Source organism: Streptomyces lienomycini (assembly GCF_027947595.1).
GTDB lineage: Bacteria > Actinomycetota > Actinomycetes > Streptomycetales > Streptomycetaceae > Streptomyces > Streptomyces lienomycini.
The window spans coordinates 6,559,262-6,579,292 of record NZ_CP116257.1; the positions used below are offsets into that span (position 1 = coordinate 6,559,262).

Consider the following 20,031-nt stretch of genomic DNA (forward strand, 5'->3'; position numbering starts at 1 on the left):
CTTCCGTGGGTTACTTGATCGCGGTGTCGATGACCGGGGCGAGGACGCTGTCAGCGAGGAGGAACCCGCCGAGCAGGAGCACGCCGATCAGCCACCAGGGCGGGCGGATGAGCTTGACGCCGAGGACTCCGACGCAGAGCAGGGCGAACCAGAGCGGGACGTCCATCACGGCCTCCTAGCGGACCTTGCAGCGGTGGGTGCGGGCGGCGAGCTGGGCGGCGGACTGGCTGGTGTAGTCGGCGGACCAGCCGCAGCCGTCCGAGCTGCACACGGCGGCGTGCTTGGTCTGGCCGTGGCGGTCGCGGTGGGTGCCGATCTGCACCGGTCCGATCCGCATCACGGAGTGGAAGAAGTCGCGGGCAGGCATGACGGTGATCTCCTCAGGCGAGTTGGGCGGCGATGGCGTCGGCCATGTGCGGCGGGACGCCGAGACGTGCACGAAGGGTGTCGGTGTCGATCCGGGCGCCGGTGCGGTGCTCGTGGTCGGCGGCGACCTTGCGGGCGTGGTCGACCAGCGCGGCCGGAACCGCAACCGCGGGCGGCGCTGCCGGGGCCGTGTCGGCGGGCGGGAGAGCCGGGGCGTCGTCGGCCGTGTCGACCGGGGCCGGGTCCGGCGCGACGGCGGGGACCGGTTCGGGCTCCACCTCGGGCACGGGGGCCGGGGCCGGGTCCGGAGCGGGGGGCGTGTCCGGGATCGAGGTGCGGGCGGTGGGTGAGTGGGCGAGGAGGGTGCCGCCGAGGAAGGCGAGGGCGGGCCATCCGGCGACGCCGAGGCGGAGCAGGGCGGGCGGGTGTTCCAGGTCGAGGAACCCGGCGGTGGCCACATTCGCGCCGAGCGAGGCCACCAGGGCGATCAGGAACCAGCACCAGGCCAGCCGGGACGGTCCGTCGGAGCGCAGTCGGCGCCAGGCGGCGACCAAGAGGAGGTCGACGGAGACGGGGTAGGCCCAGGCTTTCCACCCGTCCTGTCCGGCAGCGGCGGCGAGGTCGTGGAGGTGGGCGAAGGACAGGACGCCTGCGATGACGGCTTGGACCAGGACGGCATCGACGCGAAGGGCAGTGCGTGCCATGGTGTCCTCCTTCCTGGTCAGTCGGTGGCGTGGCCGGTGCCCCAGCAGGTGAGGCAGAGGACGGTCTGACGGTCGGCGGTCACACGGCCTTTGCGGGCGCCGACGCGGACGGTTTCGGTGTGCTCGCCGGTGCCGTTGCAGTCGGGGCAGCTCGCCGGTTCGGGCGTGGCGGCCCGGGTCTTGCGGCGGGCGGCGGGCTTCTTCGCGGTAGCCATGACGGGGCCTCCAGGGCGGGGTCAGGCGGCGGCCGGGGCCGACTCGACAGCCGGGGCCGGGACCGGGGCGAGGTTGCCGAGGGCGGGCCGGAACGGGGCGAGCGCGGGAAGGTCCGGGGTCAGGTCGGCGTGCCGGTTGCACACGTTCACGGCCTGCCGCAGCGAGGTGTGCGGGGCGCGGATGCGGGCCCAGCCGCCGGACGAATCGCCGGTGACGGCGACGCCGGGCGTGTCGGTGGGGATCTGGATCGCGGCCAGCACAGCATCCGGGGCGATGTCGCCGAAGGCCATGTTCGCCGACGATTCGTCGTTGACCCGGTGTGCGGTCCGGCCGGTGAGCTGGGCACGAAGCATCGTGATGCCCTTGCCGAGTTCCGAGCCGAAGCGCTGCCCACAGATCTCCAGATAGATGCCGGCAGCGCGGCCGAGCTGAGCCAGCCGGGCCAGCGCGGTGATGATCCGGTCCCGGCGCTTCTCGTCCTCCTTCGTTGCGAAGAGGGCAAGTTCGGCGACCTCATCGACCATGACCACGATCGGCACCGGGCGCAGGTCTTCAGGCAGGTCCCAGATGTCAGCGGCGATGTCGGCATCCGGCACGTCCGCGGTGATCCGCTGCTCAGCGCGGATGAGCTGATACACGTCCTGCATGTGGGACACGAGGGCGGCGAGGAGTTCGGCGGCGGTGTCGGGGTTGTCTGCGAGCGCGGAGAACCGGCGGGCCAGCGGGAACAGCTCGACACCTTGCTTGCAGTCGATGCCGACCAGGGCGACCCGTTGCGGCGCGAGCGCGGCGACGAGGGTGCGCTGATAGACCGACTTGCCGGACTCCGTGGCGCCGAGGGTGAGCCCGTGCGGGACCGTGCGGTAGTCGCGGTAGTGCACGGCTCCGTCCTCGCGCAGGGCGACCGGGACCCGCATCGGCCGGGTGTCGACACGGGCGGGCATCTGCACCCGTTTGAGCACGTCGTAACCGGTCATCCGCAGCTCGACCACACCCGAGCGCACCTCACGCGAGGTGACGCCGTAGAGGGCGAAGGAGTGCCGCAGCCGGTCACACGAGGCCGCCACGTCGAAGGCGTCCTGACCGGGCCGGAGCTTGAGCCGCAGGACCAGGCCGGTACGGGTGACCCGTAGCCGCAGGATGCGCGGGGCGCGGGGGCCGGGGATCGGCCGGTTGGTCATCCGGGCCAGGGTCAGGCGCCAGCGCGGGGCCGGGACCGTGAGCCCGCAGGCGTCCATGACCGAGCCGTAGCGGACCAGGACCCGCAGCGCGGCGAGGGTGACCCCGAAGGTCATCCAGTACCAGGCGGGGCGCCGCCACCGCAGGAGCCCCGCAGCAGCAGCGATCAGCACCAGGGCGACGGTCAGCCACGTCATGGCTCAGGCCGCCTTCGAGGACGAGGCACCCGCGGCGAGGGAGGTCACGGCGACCGCGCGGAAGGCGATGCCGTGGCGCTTCTGGCCGTTGAACTCGTTCTCCCACGGCCGGGCGATCAGACCGGTGAGCGCGACCGGGGTGCCCATCATCAGGTCACCGGAGATGCCGGTCTCCGGGACGGTCACGGACAGGATCTCGACGTCACCGTTGGCCGCGAACATCACGTCCACGGTCGACAGCGCGGCGCCGGTCTCGGCGTCCATCGCCCGCTCGCCGGTACGGCGGTCCTTCACCTTCGGCTGCGGGGACTGGGCCACCATCACGGTGGCGGTGGACGTGTCGACGGGAATCTGACGCATGATGGAACTCCCTTTCCGGGGACGGGAGCGGCGTACTTGCTTGGCGGTGGGTCGCCGCTCCTGCGTGTTGGCGGAAGCCCGCAGCTCAACCGCGGGCCTTGCGCTTCCAACTGGTGCGCACCAGTAGGTTGCATCTGGTGCGCACCAGATGTCAAGCACCGTCGCCGATCCGGTATCCCAACTCCCCTTCACTGCGACAGTTCTAGGGAAGCGCTCGCGCCAATGCCCCGGTAGCCAACAGGGGTTAACACGGGGCTGGTTAACCCCTGCCGACCTGCATTGATGTGAGGCATCCTGCTGTTACGGCTCAACACCCATACGCAGGACGGCACTAGGTGATGAACGGACTCAGGGCAGCAAGAAGCGCGCGGGAGTGGTCACAAGAGCGCCTTGTTCACGAAATCGAGCGCCACGCATACCGACACATGCTCACCGTTGCGTCGACCGCCAGCCTGCGGGTGTACGTCTCGGAGTGGGAGAACGGCCGCCGTCCCATCTCAGCGCGGTACGCGAAGATCCTTCGTGCTCTGCTCGGCGTCACGGACGACGAGCTCACCGGCAGGACAGAGGAGTCATCCGTCGTTCCCACGGCCGACGGATACGACGAGCTCATGGGGCGCATCGATGCGGCCCGCAGCGTCAGCCTGACCATGGTCGATACCTTCATGGATCAAACGGAACTTCTGCGAACCATGGATCGGCAGCTCGGCGCTGCGAGTCTCGTCGATCAGATGTCCGCGCACTTATCGACCCTTGAGGATGCCCTCACGTTCGCGGTACTCCCCGAGACTCGACGACCAGTCGCCCGAGCGCTGGCCGGGGCGGCGACTCTGGCGGCGTGGCAGGCACTCGACGTTGGCGCCGTGGAACGTGCGTGGCGGAACTACGAGCTGGGCAAGAGGGCAGCCCAGGAAGCCGAGGAGCCGATGTACCTGGCGCACGCCACGGCAGAGCAGGCGTACGTACTCTGCGACGCCGGGCGCCCTTCCATGGCGGTCGAGCTGATACGGGACGCTCAGCGGCTCGGAGGCAAGGCCATGTCACCTCGTCTCACCGCCTGGTTGTACGCGGCCGAAGCCGAGATCTGTGCCCGAGCTGGGCTCCATGACGAGTGCCGGCAAGCACTGGAGAAGGCAGCGCGACACCTGCCACCAGGGGAAGAAGTCCGAGACCCGGACATGCTGAGCATCTTCCTGAACGCGGGGCACCTTGCCAGGTGGCACGGCAACGCCCTGGCGCTGATCGGCAACGACGATGCAGTGAGCAACCTGTATGACGCGCTGGAGACAGCCGACCCGACGTTCATTCGAGCGTCAGCCGGGCTGCGCTGCGATCTCGCCCAGGCCCATGTCGCACGGGGCGAGTACGACCAGGCGCAGGAGCACCTGCGGCAGGCCCGCCTTGTGGCGAGCCGGACAGGGTCTGTGCGTCATCGGCGGCGGATCGAGCAGATCACGCAGCAGCTGTAGGCGAAGCGCCAGTGCCCCGAGAGGCAAGCACGTGCAGCAGAGCGACCAGGGTGCCCGACCCCATGAGTTCACCGCGCGCCATCAAACCGGGAATGTCCGCAAGGGGCACCCAGGCGATGTGTCCGGCTTCTTCGAGGTCGGTCGGTTCGCCGACCAGCTTCGCGCCCTTGCCCACGTAGATCTCGTGCGGTGAGTCGACCATGCCGACCATGGGCTGATAGGTGACCACATGTTCCAAGGAGTCGGGGCGCCAGCCGGTCTCTTCCTCGAACTCACGCATGGCCGTCTGCAAGGGGTCTTCCCCCTCGTCGACGATCCCGCCGGGGAGCTCCCAGCCGAAGGACTGCGGGACGAAGCGGTACCGCCACATCATCAAGACCCTGTCCTGATCATCAATGACGGCGGCGATGGCCACGTGGTGCAGATGCACGACGTGGTGCTCGAATCGCTTCACGCCGGGCGGCTCGACATCCACGAGGGCGAGCTTCACCCAACGGTTGTCGTACAGAGTCCGCTCACCATGGATCTTCCACGGCTCAACATCAGTCGGAGCCTCAGTAATTGCAGACCGGTCAGGCACGCGGTACGAGCTGCGACCATGCACCTCGACGACGCCCTCAGAGACCAGCTTGGCCAAGACCTGTCGCAGCGCGGTGCGGCCGATGCTCAGATCTTCGGACAGGGTTCGCTCGGACGGAAGCTTGGCCCCGGGCGGATACTCGCCCGTCGTGATCCACTCGCGAATCGCGCGGTAGACCCGCTCCGACTTCGGTCCCATCCGGTGAGCACACTCCCTGTAGTCCGGTTATGTCGACCACACAACTGTAGCCGGGACCTACTCACGTGAGTAGGCAGATCAACCGGGGATCACCAGCAGCCAGAGGGAGCGCGGTAGAACTTTCCCTACTTCATCAAGGCTCGCTTCGCTCGCGTCGCTCCCGGCCTCCTGGAACTGCAAGCAGTCCGATCGGAAGATCGGAGGTGCCGCGCACAGCGCGGCGGCGCCGGTCGGTCGCCGCCGCGCCGCCCCTCCTTGCCTTCGTCACCGGGGCAGCGCGCCGTCGCCCGCCCGCGCCCACAAGGGGGCGAAGACCAGGCCGGGGCGAGGGTGAGAGGGCGATGCCAGGGTCAGAACCCGTCGTGGCTGGGGCGGTCGGCTCCACGGCTTTAGGCAGCCACTTTGGGGCGAGCCTCTAAGATCTTGGCCCCAACGTCGTGCTTTAACGGGCAGGTCAACAGACTGCCCGACTCGCCGGAAGCTTACGGGGCCAAGATCACTCGCCCCAAAGCAGCTCCAGCCCAAAGCCGCTCCGCCAACCGCGCTTCAAGGTGCTGGGACGGCGGAGCATGCGCAAGTCCTGTAGTCTGCCCGTCAGTTGCTTTTGGGCACACCGAAGGGCCGTGCGCGTCGAACTTGGCGGTACGCGTCGCACAGCTACGGCGTCCCGGGACAACATTTAATGTCGCCTATCAACCTAGGAACCAAGGATGAGTAGCGAACAACCCCACCCTAGGGCATCCCGAGATGCGCCCACCGTACCCCCGCAGGCATGGCAATGCAATGTGTATAGGAGGGTTGGAAGCCAGGAGCCGACACCCAACCATCCAGGAGGTTGGCGTCATCCCAGCATCCAGGCTGCACTCATCAGCGCGGCGGCTACCGTGATCAGCGCCATCGTCTCTGTGCTGTTGATCAAGGTGCTGTGATGTGCCCCCCGCGTGCCCGACTGGACAGCACGTCACGGCACCGAGCGGGGAGCCCCGGGGAACTCCCGGCGTAGCAGCAGGTCAGGAGGGGCGCAGGTCAGACCGCATCCGCGTACGCGATCTTCCAAACTAGCTACGCGGGTTCGATTCCCGTCGCCCGCTCCGAGAGGCCTCCGGCCCGGTCCCCCCAGGGGATCGGGCCGGAGGCCTTTGTGCGGTCCGCCCCCTGGGGGGACCGGGACAGGGCCCTAGAACTGGATCGAGTTGACCATGTCGGCTATCGAGTCCAGGAAGCGCTGGATGTCGTCGGCCATGCCGGTGGAGGCCAGGAAGAAGCCGAAGAGGACCGCGACGATCGCCGGCCCCGCCTTGATGGAGCCTCCCCGCAGCAGCACCACCAGGATGATCGCCAACAGCAGCACCACTGACAGTGAAATGGCCACAACTGATCACACCCTTGGTCGGTCCCGCTCTCCCGGCCCGGAGGTGCGACTGCGCACACCTCCGCCAGAACCATCGTGCCACCAACCGGCCCTCGTCATGCGGCAGGTGACACATCGTCCGGCCGGTTTCCTGGACGGCACGCTCCCCCGCGCACGCGGGCGTACCCCACCATCTCACCCCGTACAGAAATTCGACAGATCACCCGTACGGGGAATTCCGGCCACTTCGTTTCCATGCCCACACAACGCGTTCGCAGCCATTTCGAATTGTCGCGGCGACCACATCGGCAGCCGCATCCGCGCTTACCCCGCGAGGTTTGCCCACAGGTCCATCACAGGGAGATCACAGGCGCGCTCGCGTACCGCGCAAGCGCATTGAAGGGGACATTCGAGTGGAGTCGCCCGCCGGTCTTATGCGCTGTTTAGTCGTGATGAGTCGTGACAAGTGGGGTGCTCAGCACGGGGTTTCGGGGACCTGTCGCATCCGGGGTGTGGGTCCCGTCACGCGACCGAAGAGGCCGAGTTCCCGAAATACCGGGTACTCGCAAGGTACCCGGGACCCGAATACAGGAATGACGTCGAGGGTTTTACGGAAACACACGGAGAACGCTAGGGTGCCTCAGATGTTCTACGCTGCCTCGTCCCCCACCAGAGCAGCGAGGTCCTGTGACCACTCGCCGAGTTTTCGGCGGGGGGTTGCATGACTAGCTCGCTGCGACCGCACGGCGACCGGAAGTCGCCGTCCCCACCGGACCAGCAGACCCGGCCGAGTCCGCCGAGCCGGCAGCGCGACGCGTTCTTCGACAACGCCAAGTACCTGGCGATCGTGCTGGTCGGCGTGGGCCACGCCTGGGGCCAGATCCTGGACGGGAACCGGACCGTGGAGACCCTCTACCGGGTCCTGTACACGTTCCACATGCCGGCGTTCATCATCATCTCCGGCTACTTCTCGCGCAGTTTCGACCTGAGCCCCAAGCGCGTCAAACGGCTGGTCACCGGTGTCGTCGTCCCGTACGTCGTCTTCGAGATCGGCTACGCGCTGCACCGCCGCCTCAGCGAGGACCCGTCTAACGACATCAGCCTGCTGGACCCCACCTACCTGCTGTGGTTCCTGTGCGCGCTGTTCGTCTGGCGGCTGACCACCCCCATCTGGCAGACGGTGCGCTGGCCGCTCCCGATCTCCCTGGCCATCGCCGCCCTGGCGTCCGTGACGCCCTCGATCGGCAACGACCTGAACATGCAGCGCGTGCTGCAGTTCCTGCCGTGCTTCGTGCTGGGCCTGCTGCTGCGCCCGGAGCACTTCCAGCTGGTGCGCCGCCGCTCGGTGCGGATCCTGTCCGTGCCCGTGGTCGCGGCGGCGCTGGTGATCGGCTGGTGGTCGGTCCCGCGCATGGAGACCGGCTGGTTCTACCGCAACGCCGCCGTGCAGGCCACCGGCGCCCCCTGGTGGTCGGGCCCCGTCGTGACGCTCGCCCTCTTCGGCTGCTCGCTGGTGCTGACCGCCTGCTTCTTCGCCTGGGTGCCGGGCCGGCGCATGTGGTTCACGGCGCTCGGCGCGGGCACGATCTACGGCTATCTGCTGCACGGCTTCGTGGTGAAGCAGGGCACCTTCTCGGGCTGGTTCCACGACCCCGTGTGGGACACGCCGCTCGCCGGTCTGGGACTGACCGTCGCCGCGGCCACCGTCATCACCCTGCTGTGCACCAGCCCGGTCCGGCGCGTCATGCGGTACGTGGTGGAGCCGAGGATGGACTGGGCGTTCAAGCGCGATCCGGGCGCGGCGGCCCGCGGCCGTGAGACACGGGAAGGGGGCCGGGACGCGGCCCGCGACCCCGCCGCTGCCACTCGGGACAGTGGCGAGAAGGTCTCCGTCTAGGTCCCGCCGACCGCCTCCCGGCGGACCCCTCGGGCGTCCGGCCGTACCGCCGTCACGACTGGCCGAGAAGTGCGCGCATCCGCGTGTACTTCTCGGCCAGTCGTGTGCGGGTGGCCTCGTCGAGGACGGCGAGCCGTGCGGGGTCCGCGTTGTGGGCCAGGTCCGCCTGTTTGACCAGCGGAGCGCCGGGGGTGGCGAGGATCCGCGCCGCGTACGCCTCGGGCGGCTCCCCCGGCCGCTTGGTGAGGGCGAGGACGATGTCCCTGGTACGGCGGGTCAGCGCCGCCTCGCGCAGCCACCGCTCGGTCAGGGCCTCGTCCTCGACGGCGTCGTGCAGCCAGGCCGCCGCGATCTGCTCGTCGTCCCCGCCGCGCCGCCGCACACCCTCGGCGACGGCCCGCAGGTGTTCGGCGTACGGCCGGCCCGCCTTGTCGGTCTGTCCGGCGTGCGCGGCGCGGGCGACGGCCTCGACCTCGGCGAGGGAGAGGGAGAGGGAGAGGGAGAGGGAGAAGGAGTGGGAGGGGGAGGGGGACGGTGCGGGGGCGCCGGAGTCGTGGGGGCCGGGGTCGTGGGGCATGGCCCCAGTGTGTCGGCGGAGGGGTTCAGTCCGCCAGCGTCGCGGAGTGGGCCGTGGGCCCCTCCCGGCAGATCAGCAGCAGCGCCCGGTCGTCGTTGACGTCCTTGGCCACCGCCTCGATCAGGTGCCAGGCGGCACCGTGGAAACCGCCGGCGACGTAGCGGTCGGCCTCGCCGGTGAGACGGTCGATGCCCTCGGCGATGTCCCGTTCGGAGGTCTCCACCAGTCCGTCCGTGAACAGCATCAACACGTCGCCGGGGCGCAGTGATCCCTTCACCTGGTCGAACTGCGCGCCGTCGTACACGCCGAGGAGCGGCCCGTCGGCCGACTTCTCCTCCCAGCGGCCGGTGCCCGCGCTGAGCTGGAGGCCCGGGGGGTGTCCAGCGGAGTACAGCTCGTAGTCGCCGGAGTCGAGGTCCAGGACGAGGTGGATGGAGGTGGCGAAGCCCTCGTCCCAGTCCTGGCGGAGCAGATAGCCGTTGGCGGCCGGCAGGAAGGCGTGCGGGGGCAGGCTGCCCAGCAGTCCGCCGAAGGCGCCCGACAGCAGCAGCGCGCGCGAGGCCGCGTCCATGCCCTTGCCGGAGACGTCGGTGAGGACGACCTCCAGCGTCCGGCCGCCGTTGGTGCGTGCCGCGACGACGAAGTCGCCGGAGAAGGACTGGCCGCCGGCCGGGCGCAGCGCCATCTCCCGGTGCCAGCCCGGGGGCAGTTGGGGCAGCTTGCTCTGGACGCGGATGCGTTCGCGCAGGTCGAAGAGCATGGTGCCGCCGCGTCGCCAGGGCACGCCGACCCTGCTGCGGAACTGGGCGACGAGGAGCCCGAAGAAGCCGCAGGCCGCGACGACGAGGACCACGCCGGGGGTGACCCGGGAGGGTCCCTCGGTGTACGGGCCCAGTTGCACGGACTCCACGATCAGCGCGGTGGCCGCCGCCGCGTACAGCCCGAGCAGGCTCGCCGGGCGCAGCAGCAGGCCGCCCGCGACGATCGGGATGACCAGTGCGGAGGGCGAGCACCACACGGAGTTGGCCATCGTGGTGGCGGCGATGACGGGGATCGTCAGCAGCAGTCCGGCGAGCGCGATCCAGTCCGAACCGTCGCCGCGGAAGTAGTCCACGGCGGATCTGCGCACGCCGACGCGGACCCGGTGCCACTGCTTCTTCCACCGGGCCGTGAACGTCTCGGCTTCCGCGCGCCGCTCTCGTCCTGCTGCCATTAGTTCGGGACCCTATCCATCGGACCGGTCGCTTGGCACGGGAGGTCCCACTTGTCCCCCGTCCGGGGCCGGACTTCACAGTGAACTTCACGAACGGCGCTCGCGCCGCACCCCTGCGGAAATTCCCTCGCCCGTCTTCGGCCCGCCCTGGTACGCATGGTGCATGGAACGGTCCACGGGTGATGACGGCGGCGTACCGACGACGGAGCCGCGGGTACTGCGGCGCGACGAGTGGGACATCTGGTACGGGACGCTGGTCCGTGCCTTCGGCGGGGTGCCGGAACCGGCCGAGGAACTGGAGCTGTTCCGGGAGCTGACGCAGGTCGACCGGTCCCTCGGGGTGTGGGAGGGCGACGCGTGCGTCGGGACGGCGGGCGCGTTCGCCTTCCGGATGACCGTGCCCGGCGGGGCGGCGGTGCCCGCGGCGGGCGTGACGATGGTGAGCGTCGCCGCCACCCACCGCCGCCGGGGCGTACTGACGTCGATGATGCGGCGGCAACTGGACGACGTACGGTCCTGGGGCGAGCCGCTGGCGGTACTGACGGCCTCCGAGCCGGCGATCTACGGCCGGTTCGGGTACGGCGCCGCGACGTTCGAGCTCGGCGCGGAGATCGACACGAGCCGGGTCCGGCTGTCGGTGCCGCCGGGCACGGATGACGTACGGCTGCGGTACGCGGCGCCCGCCGACGTCCTCGACGCGTGCGAGGCGGTGTACGCGCGGCTGGTGCCGGGGCGGCCCGGGATGCTGGCCCGGCGGCCCGGCTGGGAGCGGGTGGCGCTGCTGGACCCGGAGAGCGGGCGGGAGGGCGCCTCTCCCCTGCAGTGCGTGGTCGCCCGGCGCGACGGCGAGGTCACCGGGTACGCGCGGTTCCGGGTGCGGCCGGCCTGGGGGCCCGAGGGGGCCGGGGGCACGGTGGTCCTGGACGACCTGGCCGGGCTCGATCCGGCGACCGGGGCCGCGCTGTGGCGCTTCCTCTTCGACATCGACCTGACCTCCACGCTGGCGGTGCGGGGGCGGCCGGTCGACGAGGCGTGGCAGTACCGGGTCTCGGACGTCCGGCGGTGCCGGCCGGGGCTGCGGGACGCGTTGTACGTACGGCTGGTGGACGTGGGGGCCGCGCTCGCGGCGCGGACCTACCAGGCGCCGGTGGACGTGGTGTTCGAGGTCGAGGACGCCTTCTGCCCCTGGAACGCGGGGCGTTGGCGGCTGAGCGGCGACGCGAAGGGCGCGTCCTGCGAGCGTACGTCCGATGCGGCCGACCTCGCCCTGTCCGTACGGGAGTTGGGGGCGGCGTACCTCGGAGGTGTGAGCCTCGGTGCGCTCGGTGCGGCCGGGCGGGTGCGTGAGGTGCGGGCCGGGGCGCTGGCGGAGGCGTCGGTGGGTTTCGGGTCGGACATCGCGCCGTGGCTGCCGCACGGCTTCTGACCGCGGGCGCGGGCCGCTAGCGCCGCTGGCAGGCGGGGCACCAGAAGAGGTTGCGGGCGGCGAGGTCGGCGGTGCGGACCGGGCCGCCGCAGAGGTGGCAGGGCTGGTTCGCCCGGCGGTAGACGTAGACCTCGCCGCCGTGGTCGTCGACGCGGGGCGGGCGGCCCATGGCCTCGGGGGTGTGTTCGGGGCGGACGGTGTCGATGCGGTTGTTCCGTACGCCCTCGCGCATGAGGCCGGTGAGGTCCTGCCAGATCGCGTCCCACTCGGCGCGGGTGATGTCCTTGCCGGGGCGGTACGGGTCGATGCCGTGGCGGAAGAGGACCTCGGCGCGGTAGACGTTGCCGACGCCGGCGATGACCTTCTGGTCCATGAGCAGGGCGGCGATGGTGGTGCGGCTGCGGGAGATCCGGCGCCGGGCGGCCTCGGGGTCGGCGTCGGGGCGCAGCGGGTCGGGGCCGAGGCGGTCGTGTATCGCCTGCTTCTCCGGGGCCGTGATCAGGGCGCAGGTGGTGGGGCCGCGGAGGTCGACGTACGCCGTGTCGTTCACGAGGCGCAGGCGGACGGTGTCCGTGGGCGGGGGCGCGGGGGCGGGGCCGAGCGTGACCTTGCCGAAGAGGCCGAGGTGGATGTGGACCCAGCCGGCGTTCTCGGCGGCGTCCTGGTCCGTGTCCCCTGCCGTGCCGAAGCCGAGGAAGAGGTGTTTGCCGTGGGCGTCGGCGGTGGTCAGGACGGTGCCGTCGAGGAGGGCGGCGGAGTCGGTGAACTTGCCCTGGGGGCTGGTGACGTGGACCGCCGTCCGGGCGAAGGCGGCGGTGTGGTCCTGGGCCAGCCGGTGGATCGTGTGCCCCTCTGGCACGGTGGTGTCCTTTCCTCGCCCCGGCCCGTTCCGCGGCTTCGCCCCCGGCGCTCGGGCGACGGGGGCGGCAGGGCGTACCGGGTCCGCTACTGCTGCGGGTGGTGGGCCGGGACCGGGGGGAGGTCGCCCGTGGTCTCGTAGGACGTGAGCATGTCGATGCGGCGGATGTGGCGTTCGTCGCCGGAGAACGGGGTGGCGAGGAAGGTCTCGACGAACTTCGTCGCCTCGTCCCGCGTGTGCATGCGGGCGCCGACCGCCACGACGTTGGCGTCGTTGTGCCGACGGCCCAGCGACGCCGTCTCCTCGCTCCAGGCCAGCGCCGCGCGCACGCCCTTGACCTTGTTCGCCGCGATCTGCTCGCCGTTGCCGGAGCCGCCGATCACGATGCCGAGGGCGCCCTGGTCCGCGGCCGTGCGCTCGGCGGCGCGCAGGCAGAAGGGCGGGTAGTCGTCCTGGGCGTCGTAGAGGTGCGGGCCGCAGTCGACGGGCTCGTGGCCCGCTTCCTTGAGCCACTCGACGAGGTGGTTCTTGAGTTCGAAGCCCGCATGGTCCGAGCCGAGATACACGCGCATGCGTCGAGTGTGACACGGGGGCCGGGAGGCGGGCGCTTCGGGTGACCGCCATGGGAAGAGGCCCGCCGGGGCGCTGTCCGCGCTCCGGCGGGCCTCTTCGCGGGCCCGTGACCTGCTACCGCTTGTCGACCAGCTTCCACGCGGTGGGCAGCACGCCCATCGCCAGCGCGGCCTTCAGCGCGTCGCCGATCAGGAACGGGGTGAGACCGGCCGCGATCGCGGCGGTGAGGGACATGTCGGCGGCGAGGGCCAGGTACGGCACGCCGACGGCGTAGATGATCGCCTCGCCGAGCAGCATGGTGCCGGCCGTGCGGAGCATCGAGCGGTCGGCGCCGCGGCGGGCCAGGGCGCCCACCACCGTGACGGCGAGCAGCATGCCGAAGACGTAGCCGAGGGACGGGGCGCCGGTACCGGAGCCGCCCTCCGCGAACCAGGGCACGCCCGCCATGCCGACCAGGGCGTACAGCGCGAGGGAGAGGAGGCCGCGGCGGGCGCCGAGCGAGGTGCCGACGAGGAGCGCCGCGAAGGTCTGGCCGGTCACCGGCACCGGGGAGCCGGGTACGGGCACCGCGATCTGGGCGGCGACGCCGGTGAGCACGGCACCGCCGGCGACGAGGGCGGCGTCCCGGACACGGGAGGAGGGGAGGAGGTCGGCGAGGACCTGCCCGGATCGGGCGGGGACGGCAGCGGTGCTCATGGGGACTCCGCGGTGGTGTGGACATGTCGGGACACCGCGACGCTATCCCAGCCGCTCGGGGTCGATCACGAGCAGCGGTCGACAAAGGCTCGATCGGCAAGTTGGTGGGCTCCCGACAAAGACGCGGGCTACACGTGTTCTCGCGTGACACCGGTCACCGGGCGGGGGAGGCGCGCGTCACCCGTAAGCGGAAGGCTGCATTCGGACGGTCACGTTCCGCATCGGTGCCGTCCGTATCGTGGGCAAGCGGTGTCGCCGACCGGCGCGACCCCGGAGACTGTGGGCGTTTTTGCTCCGCCCCAGCCCGCCCGCTCCCCCCACGCATTGGTCGAGCCGCTCCATGTCCCACAGCACCACCGCCAAGGCGCCGCAGCAGCCGGCGGACGCCTCCCTCTCCCACGGCCTCAAGCAGCGCCACCTGTCGATGATCGCCCTCGGCGGGGTGATCGGCGCCGGGCTGTTCGTCGGTTCCGGGGCCGGTATCGCCGCCGCCGGGCCCTCGATCGTCGTCGCCTACACGCTCTCCGGTCTCCTCGTGATGCTGGTGATGCGGATGCTGGGCGAGATGTCCGCCGCGTACCCCTCGTCTGGTTCCTTCTCCGCGCACGCCGAGCGGGCGATCGGCCCGTGGGCCGGTTTCACCGCGGGCTGGGCGTTCTGGGTGCTGCTGTGCACGGCCGTCGGCCTGGAGGGCATCGGCGCGGCGCAGATCGTGCACGGCTGGCTGCCGGGCACGCCCGAGTGGGCGTGGGTGGCGCTGTTCATGGTGGTGTTCTGCGGGACGAACCTGGCCGCGGTGAAGAACTTCGGCGAGTTCGAGTTCTGGTTCGCCGCGCTCAAGGTCGGCGCGATCTCGCTGTTCCTGGTGCTGGGCGTCCTGGCGATCTGCGGGGTCCTGCCGGGCACCGACTCGCCCGGCTCCTCCCACCTGGGCGACTTCCTGCCGAACGGCGGCAACGGCCTGATCATCGGCCTGCTCGCCTCGGTGTTCGCCTACGGCGGCCTGGAGACGGTGACCATCGCGGCGGCCGAGTCGGAGAACCCGGTCAAGGGCGTGGCGAGCGCCGTGCGGACGGCGATGTGGCGGATCGCGCTGTTCTACATCGGCTCGATGGCGGTCATCGTGACCCTGGTCCCCTGGGACTCCCCCGAGGTCGTCGAGAAGGGCCCGTACGTCGCCGCCCTCGACGAGCTGGGCATCCCGGGCGCGGGTCAGCTCATGAACATCGTGGTCCTGGTCGCGCTGCTCAGCGCGATGAACGCCAACATCTACGGCGCCTCGCGCATCGGCTACTCGCTGGTCGAGCGCGGCCAGGGCCCGAAGGCGCTGGGCCGGGTGTCGGGCGGGGTGCCGCGGGTCGCGGTGCTGGTCTCCTCCCTGTTCGGCTTCGGCTGCGTGCTGCTCAGCTACTGGCGGCCGGACGACGTCTTCTCCTGGCTGCTGAACATGATCGGCGCGGTCATCCTGGTCGTCTGGATCTTCATCGCCGTCTCGCAGTTGCGGCTGCGCCGCCGGCTGGAGCGGGAGGCGCCCGGGCAGCTGGTCGTGCGCATGTGGGGCTTCCCGTGGCTGACCTGGGTGGCGCTGGCGGGCATGGCCGCGGTGTTCGTCCTGATGGCCCGCGAGCCGGACACGCGCGTGCAGCTGTACTCGACGGGCGGGATGACGCTGGCCCTGGCGGCCGTCGGCTACGCCCGGCAGCGGCGGCGCTCCCTCGGCTAGCCGCCGCCCCGCACCTCACGAGAGGGCCCCCGCGCATCGGTGCGGGGGCCCTTTCGCGCGCCGCGGGGCGTCCCTCCGCGCCCGCGAGGACACTTGCTGCTAGCGTGCACTTGCAAGTACTTTGCAATAAGGCCGGAGGGGATCCGCCATGTCCGTCTACACGCTTCCTGAACTGCCGTACGACTACTCGGAGCTCGAGCCGGTCATCAACCCGCAGATCGTCGAGCTGCACCACGACAAGCACCACGCGGCGTACGTCAAGGGCGCCAACGACACGCTGGAGCAGCTCGCGGAGGCGCGGGACAAGGAGCAGTGGGGCTCGATCAACGGGCTGGAGAAGAACCTGGCCTTCCACCTCTCCGGCCACATCCTGCACTCGATCTACTGGCACAACATGACCGGTGACGGCGGCGGCGAGCCCCTGTCGGCGGACGGCGTGGGCGACCTGGCCGACGCGATCGCCGAGTCGTTCGGCTCCTTCGCCGGTTTCAAGGGGCAGCTCACCAAGGCCGCCGCGACCACCCAGGGCTCGGGCTGGGGCGTGCTGGCGTACGAGCCGCTGAGCGGCCGGCTGATCGTCGAGCAGGTCTACGACCACCAGGGCAACGTCGGCCAGGGGTCGGTGCCGATCCTGGTCTTCGACGCCTGGGAGCACGCCTTCTACCTGCAGTACAAGAACCAGAAGGTCGACTTCATCGACGCCATGTGGGCCGTCGTCAACTGGCAGGACGTGGCCCGGCGCTACGAGGCCGCCAAGTCCCGCACCGACGCGCTGCTGCTGGCGCCCTGAGCCCTTCGAGTCGTCCTGCCTCGTGATCGTCTTCTCAACCTTCACCGGGCGGGCGGAATGAGGGAAGCCCCCGCGAGGACGTGACTCGCGGGGGCTTCCTGTGCGTCCGGGCGGCCGCCGGGCCGGTCGCCTAGAGGTTGCTGAAGTCCGGGCCCTTGGTGCGGGTCCGCTTGATCTCGTAGAAGCCCGGCACGGACGCCACGGCGAGGGTGCCGTCCCAGAGCCTGGCGGCGTCCTCGCCCTTGGGTGCGGGGGTGACGACCGGGCCGAAGAAGGCGAGCTGCCCGCCGTCGGCGCCGGGCACGGCGATGACCGGGGTGCCGACCTCCTGGCCGACCTTGTCGATGCCCTCCTTGTGGGAGGCGCGCAGCTGGGGCTCGTACGGGGTGCCGTCCCAGTGGTCCATGAGGGACTCGGGCAGCCCGGCGTCCTTCAGGGCTGCGGCGACCGTCTCCCTGCCCGGGCCCTCCTCCTGGTTGTGGATGCGGGTGCCGAGCGCCGTGTAGAGGCGGCCGAGCACCTCGGCGCCGTGCTCCTCCTGGGCGGCGGCGACGACCCGGACCGGCCCCCACGCCTTGGTCGAGAGCATCTCGCGGTACTCCTCGGGCAGCTCGTCGAGCTTGTCCTCGTTGAGGACGGCGAGGCTCATCACGTGCCAGCGGACCTCGATGTCCCGGACCTTCTCCACCTCCAGGACCCAGCGGGAGGTCATCCAGGCCCAGGGGCACAGCGGGTCGAACCAGAAGTCGACGGGCGTCTTCTCCGACATGTCTCTCCTCATGAGGCAACGGGGCCGAGCGTCATACCGGGCAACCCACCGGCCGCTGCGGCCATTCCCGGCTGCCGCGCGTCAGGGGCGCATGGCAGGATCGGTGCTGTCCGCATACTGAACACCATCCGAGGGAGTGCCGCCCGTGCCCGGTGAGAATCTGTCCCGCGACGAGGCCCGGGAGCGGGCCGCACTGCTGTCCGTCGACGGGTACGAGGTGTCCCTCGACGTGCGCTCGGCCGTGGGCGACGCGCAGGGCGAGGGTCCGCGCACGTTCCGGTCCGTCACCACGATCCGCTTCCGCTGCAACGAGCCCGGCGCGAGCAGCTTCGCCGACCTCGTCGCACCGGGCGTCACCGCCGTCTCCCTCAACGGCCGCGACCTCGACCCGAGCGAGGTCTTCGACGGCTCCCGGATCGCCCTGGAGGACCTGGCCGCCGACAACGAGCTGGTGGTCGACGCCCAGTGCGCCTACTCGCGCACCGGCGAGGGTCTGCACCGCTTCGTCGACCCCCAGGACGGCGAGGTGTACCTGTACACGCAGTACGAGCCGGCCGACTCGCGCCGGGTCTTCGCCAACTTCGAGCAGCCGGACCTCAAGGCGCCCTTCCGCTTCGAGGTACGGGCGCCCGAGGAGTGGACGGTGTGGTCCAACGGCGCGGGTGAACGCGCCGACGGGGTGTGGCGGTTCGCGGAGACGAAGCCGATCTCGACGTACATCACGTGCGTGGTCGCGGGGCCGTACCACTACGTGACGGACTCCTACGAGCGCGTGCTGGAGGACGGCACGCGGCTGGAGATCCCGCTCGGCGCCCTGTGCCGCAAGGGCCTCGCCCCGCACTTCGACGCCGACGACGTCTTCCTGATCACCAAGCAGGGCCTGGACTTCTTCCACGACCACTTCGACTACCCGTACCCGTTCGGGAAGTACGACCAGGCGTTCGTGCCCGAGTACAACCTCGGCGCGATGGAGAACCCGGGGATGGTGACCTTCCGGGAGGAGTACATCTTCCGCGGGAATGTGACGCGGGCGTCGTACGAGGGCCGCGCCAACACGATCCTGCACGAGATGGCGCACATGTGGTTCGGCGACCTGGTCACCATGGAGTGGTGGGACGACCTGTGGCTGAAGGAGTCCTTCGCCGACTTCATGGGCGCGTTCGCCAACGTCGGCGCGACCCGCTTCAAGGACGCCTGGATCACCTTCGCCAACCGTCGCAAGGCGTGGGCCTACCGCGCCGACCAGCTGCCCTCCACGCACCCGATCACGGCCGACATCCGTGACCTGGAGGACGCCAAGCTCAACTTCGACGGCATCACCTACGCCAAGGGCGCCTCCGTGCTGAAGCAGCTGGTGGCGTACGCCGGGCAGGACGCGTTCCTGGAGGGCGCGCGCCGCTACTTCAAGCGCCACGCGTACGGCAACACCCGGCTCGGCGACCTGCTGTCGGTCCTCGAGGAGACCAGTGGACGGGACATGGCGGCCTGGGCCCGCTCGTGGCTCCAGACGGCCGGCGTCAACTCGCTGACCCCGCAGGTGCTGCTGAGCGCGGCGGGCACGGTCGACGAGCTGGCCGTGGTCCAGGAGGCCGCGGAGTCCCACCCCGAACTGCGCCCGCACCGGGTCGCGGTGGGCCTGTACCGGCGTACGGCCGAGGGCGCCCTGGAGCGGTACGCGCGTGCCGAGGTGGACGTGGAGGGGCCGCGGACCGTGGTGGCGGAGCTGGCCGGTGCCGAGGCGCCCGAGCTGGTCCTGGTCAACGACGACGACCTGACGTACTGCAAGACGCGCTTCGACGACGCCTCGCTGGCGACGCTGCGCGAGCACCTGGGCGCGCTGACCGACCCGCTGGCCCGCGCCCTGTGCTGGTCGGCGCTGTGGAACATGACGCGGGACGCGCTGCTGCCGGCCCGGGACTTCGCGGCGCTGGTGCTGCGGTTCGCGGGGCGCGAGTCGGACATCGGCGTCCTGCAGATGCTGCACGCCTGGACCAACTCGGCGCTGGTGCACTACGCGTCCCCCGACTGGCGGGAGACCGGCGGCCGGCTGCTCGCCGAGGGTGCGCTGCGCGAGCTGCGGGACGCCGCGCCGGGCAGCGAGCAGCAGCTGGCGTGGGCGCGGTTCTTCGCGGCGGTGGCGTCCGACGAGCCGGAACTGCTGCTGCTGCGGGGGCTGCTGGAGGGCACCGAGAAGATCGACGGGCTGGACGTGGACCAGGAGCTGCGCTGGGCGTTCCTCTCCCCGCTCGCGGCCCACGGCGCCGCCGACGAGGGCGCCCTGGCCGCCGAGCTGGCCCGGGACGACACGGCCTCCGGCAAGCGCCACCAGGTGCGCTGCCTCGCCTCGCGTCCCTCGGCCGCGGTGAAGGCGCAGGCCTGGGCGCAGGTCGTGGAGTCCGACGCGCTGTCCAACGCCCTGGTGGAGGCGACCATCGCGGGATTCGCGCAGGACTCGCAGCGGGAGCTGCTCGCGCCGTACACCGAGAAGTACTTCGCGGCGATCGAGCGGGTGTGGGCCGAGCGGTCCATCCAGATCGGGATGGACGTGGTCCGGGGCCTGTTCCCGTCGCTGCGGGACTCAGGGGAGACGCTGGACGCGACCGACGCGTGGCTGTCCGCGCACGAGGAGGCGGCGCCGGCGCTGCGGAGGCTGGTGCTGGAGGCGCGGGACGATCTGGCGCGGGCGCTGCGGGCGCAGGCCTGCGACGGGGGTGCGTAGAGGATCTGTCGTTTCGCCGGGGCGGGTGCGGGCGCGGGCGCGTTGTGGCTTGTCGCGCCCACGCGGCGGAGCCGCAAATCGACACATCCCGCGCCCCTTGGGCGTTGCCCCGCCCCGCGCCGATAAGCCCTGGCCATTGATCTGACGTTCCGTCGTCGTTACGGAATTT

Annotated in this window: 20 protein-coding genes; 6 read left to right on the forward strand and 14 right to left on the reverse strand. The window is 70.8% G+C overall.

Annotated features, from left to right (window positions below; genetic code table 11):
• Positions 1 to 10 precede the first annotated feature (10 nt).
• From BJ961_RS29945 to BJ961_RS29970, 6 genes are read right to left on the reverse strand one after another with little or no spacing between them, the layout of a single operon-like run.
• A complete protein-coding gene (locus tag BJ961_RS29945; protein ID WP_037824408.1) occupies positions 11 to 166 on the reverse strand; it encodes a hypothetical protein in 156 nt (51 codons plus the stop codon).
• A gap of 9 nt (positions 167 to 175) precedes the next feature.
• Entirely contained in the window at positions 176 to 367 is a 192-nt protein-coding gene (locus BJ961_RS29950; RefSeq protein ID WP_007387681.1) for a mobile element transfer protein, read from the reverse strand.
• Between the two features lie 13 nt (positions 368 to 380).
• Positions 381 to 1,070: a DUF2637 domain-containing protein gene (locus BJ961_RS29955; protein WP_271415906.1), complete on the reverse strand. Its 690-nt coding sequence runs from the start codon at positions 1,068 to 1,070 to the stop codon at positions 381 to 383.
• A 17-nt stretch (positions 1,071 to 1,087) separates the two neighbouring features.
• A complete protein-coding gene (locus BJ961_RS29960) occupies positions 1,088 to 1,285 on the reverse strand; it encodes a hypothetical protein (RefSeq protein ID WP_271415907.1) in 198 nt (65 codons plus the stop codon).
• 21 nt (positions 1,286 to 1,306) lie between these two features.
• Entirely contained in the window at positions 1,307 to 2,662 is a 1,356-nt protein-coding gene (locus BJ961_RS29965) for an FtsK/SpoIIIE domain-containing protein (RefSeq protein WP_271415908.1), read from the reverse strand.
• Between the two features lie 3 nt (positions 2,663 to 2,665).
• Positions 2,666 to 3,022: an SCO3933 family regulatory protein gene (locus tag BJ961_RS29970; RefSeq protein ID WP_136208184.1), complete on the reverse strand. Its 357-nt coding sequence runs from the start codon at positions 3,020 to 3,022 to the stop codon at positions 2,666 to 2,668.
• Between the two features lie 425 nt (positions 3,023 to 3,447).
• Here BJ961_RS29970 and BJ961_RS29975 point away from each other — a divergent pair, with 425 nt between their 5' ends.
• Entirely contained in the window at positions 3,448 to 4,491 is a 1,044-nt protein-coding gene (locus BJ961_RS29975; protein ID WP_271415909.1) for a helix-turn-helix domain-containing protein, read from the forward strand.
• Here BJ961_RS29975 and BJ961_RS29980 read toward each other — a convergent pair.
• Both BJ961_RS29980 and BJ961_RS29985 read right to left on the reverse strand, forming a co-directional pair.
• Entirely contained in the window at positions 4,475 to 5,269 is a 795-nt protein-coding gene (locus BJ961_RS29980) for an NUDIX domain-containing protein (RefSeq protein WP_271415910.1), read from the reverse strand. The two genes, BJ961_RS29975 and BJ961_RS29980, sit on opposite strands and share 17 nt — an antisense overlap.
• A 1,177-nt stretch (positions 5,270 to 6,446) precedes the next feature.
• Positions 6,447 to 6,641, reverse strand: coding sequence for a hypothetical protein (locus tag BJ961_RS29985; RefSeq protein WP_007449834.1), 195 nt, complete (start codon positions 6,639 to 6,641; stop codon positions 6,447 to 6,449).
• A 700-nt stretch (positions 6,642 to 7,341) separates the two neighbouring features.
• On the opposite strand from BJ961_RS29985, the gene BJ961_RS29990 reads away from it, so the two are divergent.
• Complete coding sequence (locus tag BJ961_RS29990) at positions 7,342 to 8,517, forward strand: acyltransferase family protein (RefSeq protein ID WP_271415911.1); 1,176 nt, start codon at positions 7,342 to 7,344, stop codon at positions 8,515 to 8,517.
• Positions 8,518 to 8,569: 52 nt separating this feature from the next.
• Here the strand turns inward: BJ961_RS29990 and BJ961_RS29995 are convergent, their stop codons facing one another.
• Positions 8,570 to 9,094, reverse strand: coding sequence for an HD domain-containing protein (locus BJ961_RS29995; protein WP_271415912.1), 525 nt, complete (start codon positions 9,092 to 9,094; stop codon positions 8,570 to 8,572).
• A gap of 25 nt (positions 9,095 to 9,119) precedes the next feature.
• Positions 9,120 to 10,307 (reverse strand): PP2C family protein-serine/threonine phosphatase, encoded by a 1,188-nt coding sequence (locus tag BJ961_RS30000; RefSeq protein ID WP_271415913.1) that lies wholly within the window; start codon positions 10,305 to 10,307, stop codon positions 9,120 to 9,122.
• A 163-nt stretch (positions 10,308 to 10,470) separates the two neighbouring features.
• Here BJ961_RS30000 and BJ961_RS30005 point away from each other — a divergent pair, with 163 nt between their 5' ends.
• Positions 10,471 to 11,733 carry a GNAT family N-acetyltransferase gene (locus BJ961_RS30005; protein WP_271415914.1) on the forward strand — a complete coding sequence of 421 codons (1,263 nt, stop codon included), beginning with the start codon at positions 10,471 to 10,473 and terminating at the stop codon, positions 11,731 to 11,733.
• A 16-nt stretch (positions 11,734 to 11,749) separates the two neighbouring features.
• On the opposite strand, the gene BJ961_RS30010 is transcribed toward BJ961_RS30005, so the two are convergent.
• The 3 genes from BJ961_RS30010 to BJ961_RS30020 form a co-directional block, all read right to left on the reverse strand.
• Positions 11,750 to 12,592 carry an Fpg/Nei family DNA glycosylase gene (locus tag BJ961_RS30010; RefSeq protein WP_271415915.1) on the reverse strand — a complete coding sequence of 281 codons (843 nt, stop codon included), beginning with the start codon at positions 12,590 to 12,592 and terminating at the stop codon, positions 11,750 to 11,752.
• Positions 12,593 to 12,678: 86 nt separating this feature from the next.
• On the reverse strand, positions 12,679 to 13,164 hold the full coding sequence (locus tag BJ961_RS30015; RefSeq protein WP_271415916.1) for a ribose-5-phosphate isomerase: 486 nt from the start codon (positions 13,162 to 13,164) through the stop codon (positions 12,679 to 12,681).
• 115 nt (positions 13,165 to 13,279) lie between these two features.
• Entirely contained in the window at positions 13,280 to 13,861 is a 582-nt protein-coding gene (locus BJ961_RS30020; RefSeq protein ID WP_271415917.1) for a biotin transporter BioY, read from the reverse strand.
• A gap of 340 nt (positions 13,862 to 14,201) precedes the next feature.
• On the opposite strand from BJ961_RS30020, the gene BJ961_RS30025 reads away from it, so the two are divergent.
• Positions 14,202 to 15,584 carry an amino acid permease gene (locus tag BJ961_RS30025; protein ID WP_271415918.1) on the forward strand — a complete coding sequence of 461 codons (1,383 nt, stop codon included), beginning with the start codon at positions 14,202 to 14,204 and terminating at the stop codon, positions 15,582 to 15,584.
• Positions 15,585 to 15,732: 148 nt separating this feature from the next.
• Positions 15,733 to 16,374, forward strand: coding sequence for a superoxide dismutase (locus tag BJ961_RS30030; RefSeq protein WP_271415919.1), 642 nt, complete (start codon positions 15,733 to 15,735; stop codon positions 16,372 to 16,374).
• 130 nt (positions 16,375 to 16,504) lie between these two features.
• On the opposite strand, the gene BJ961_RS30035 is transcribed toward BJ961_RS30030, so the two are convergent.
• Entirely contained in the window at positions 16,505 to 17,143 is a 639-nt protein-coding gene (locus BJ961_RS30035) for a mycothiol-dependent nitroreductase Rv2466c family protein (RefSeq protein ID WP_271415920.1), read from the reverse strand.
• A 145-nt stretch (positions 17,144 to 17,288) separates the two neighbouring features.
• Here BJ961_RS30035 and pepN point away from each other — a divergent pair, with 145 nt between their 5' ends.
• The gene (gene pepN / locus BJ961_RS30040; RefSeq protein WP_271415921.1) at positions 17,289 to 19,862 is read left to right on the forward strand and encodes an aminopeptidase N; all 2,574 of its coding nucleotides are present in this window, start codon (positions 17,289 to 17,291) and stop codon (positions 19,860 to 19,862) included.
• The last annotated feature ends 169 nt before the right edge of the window (positions 19,863 to 20,031 follow it).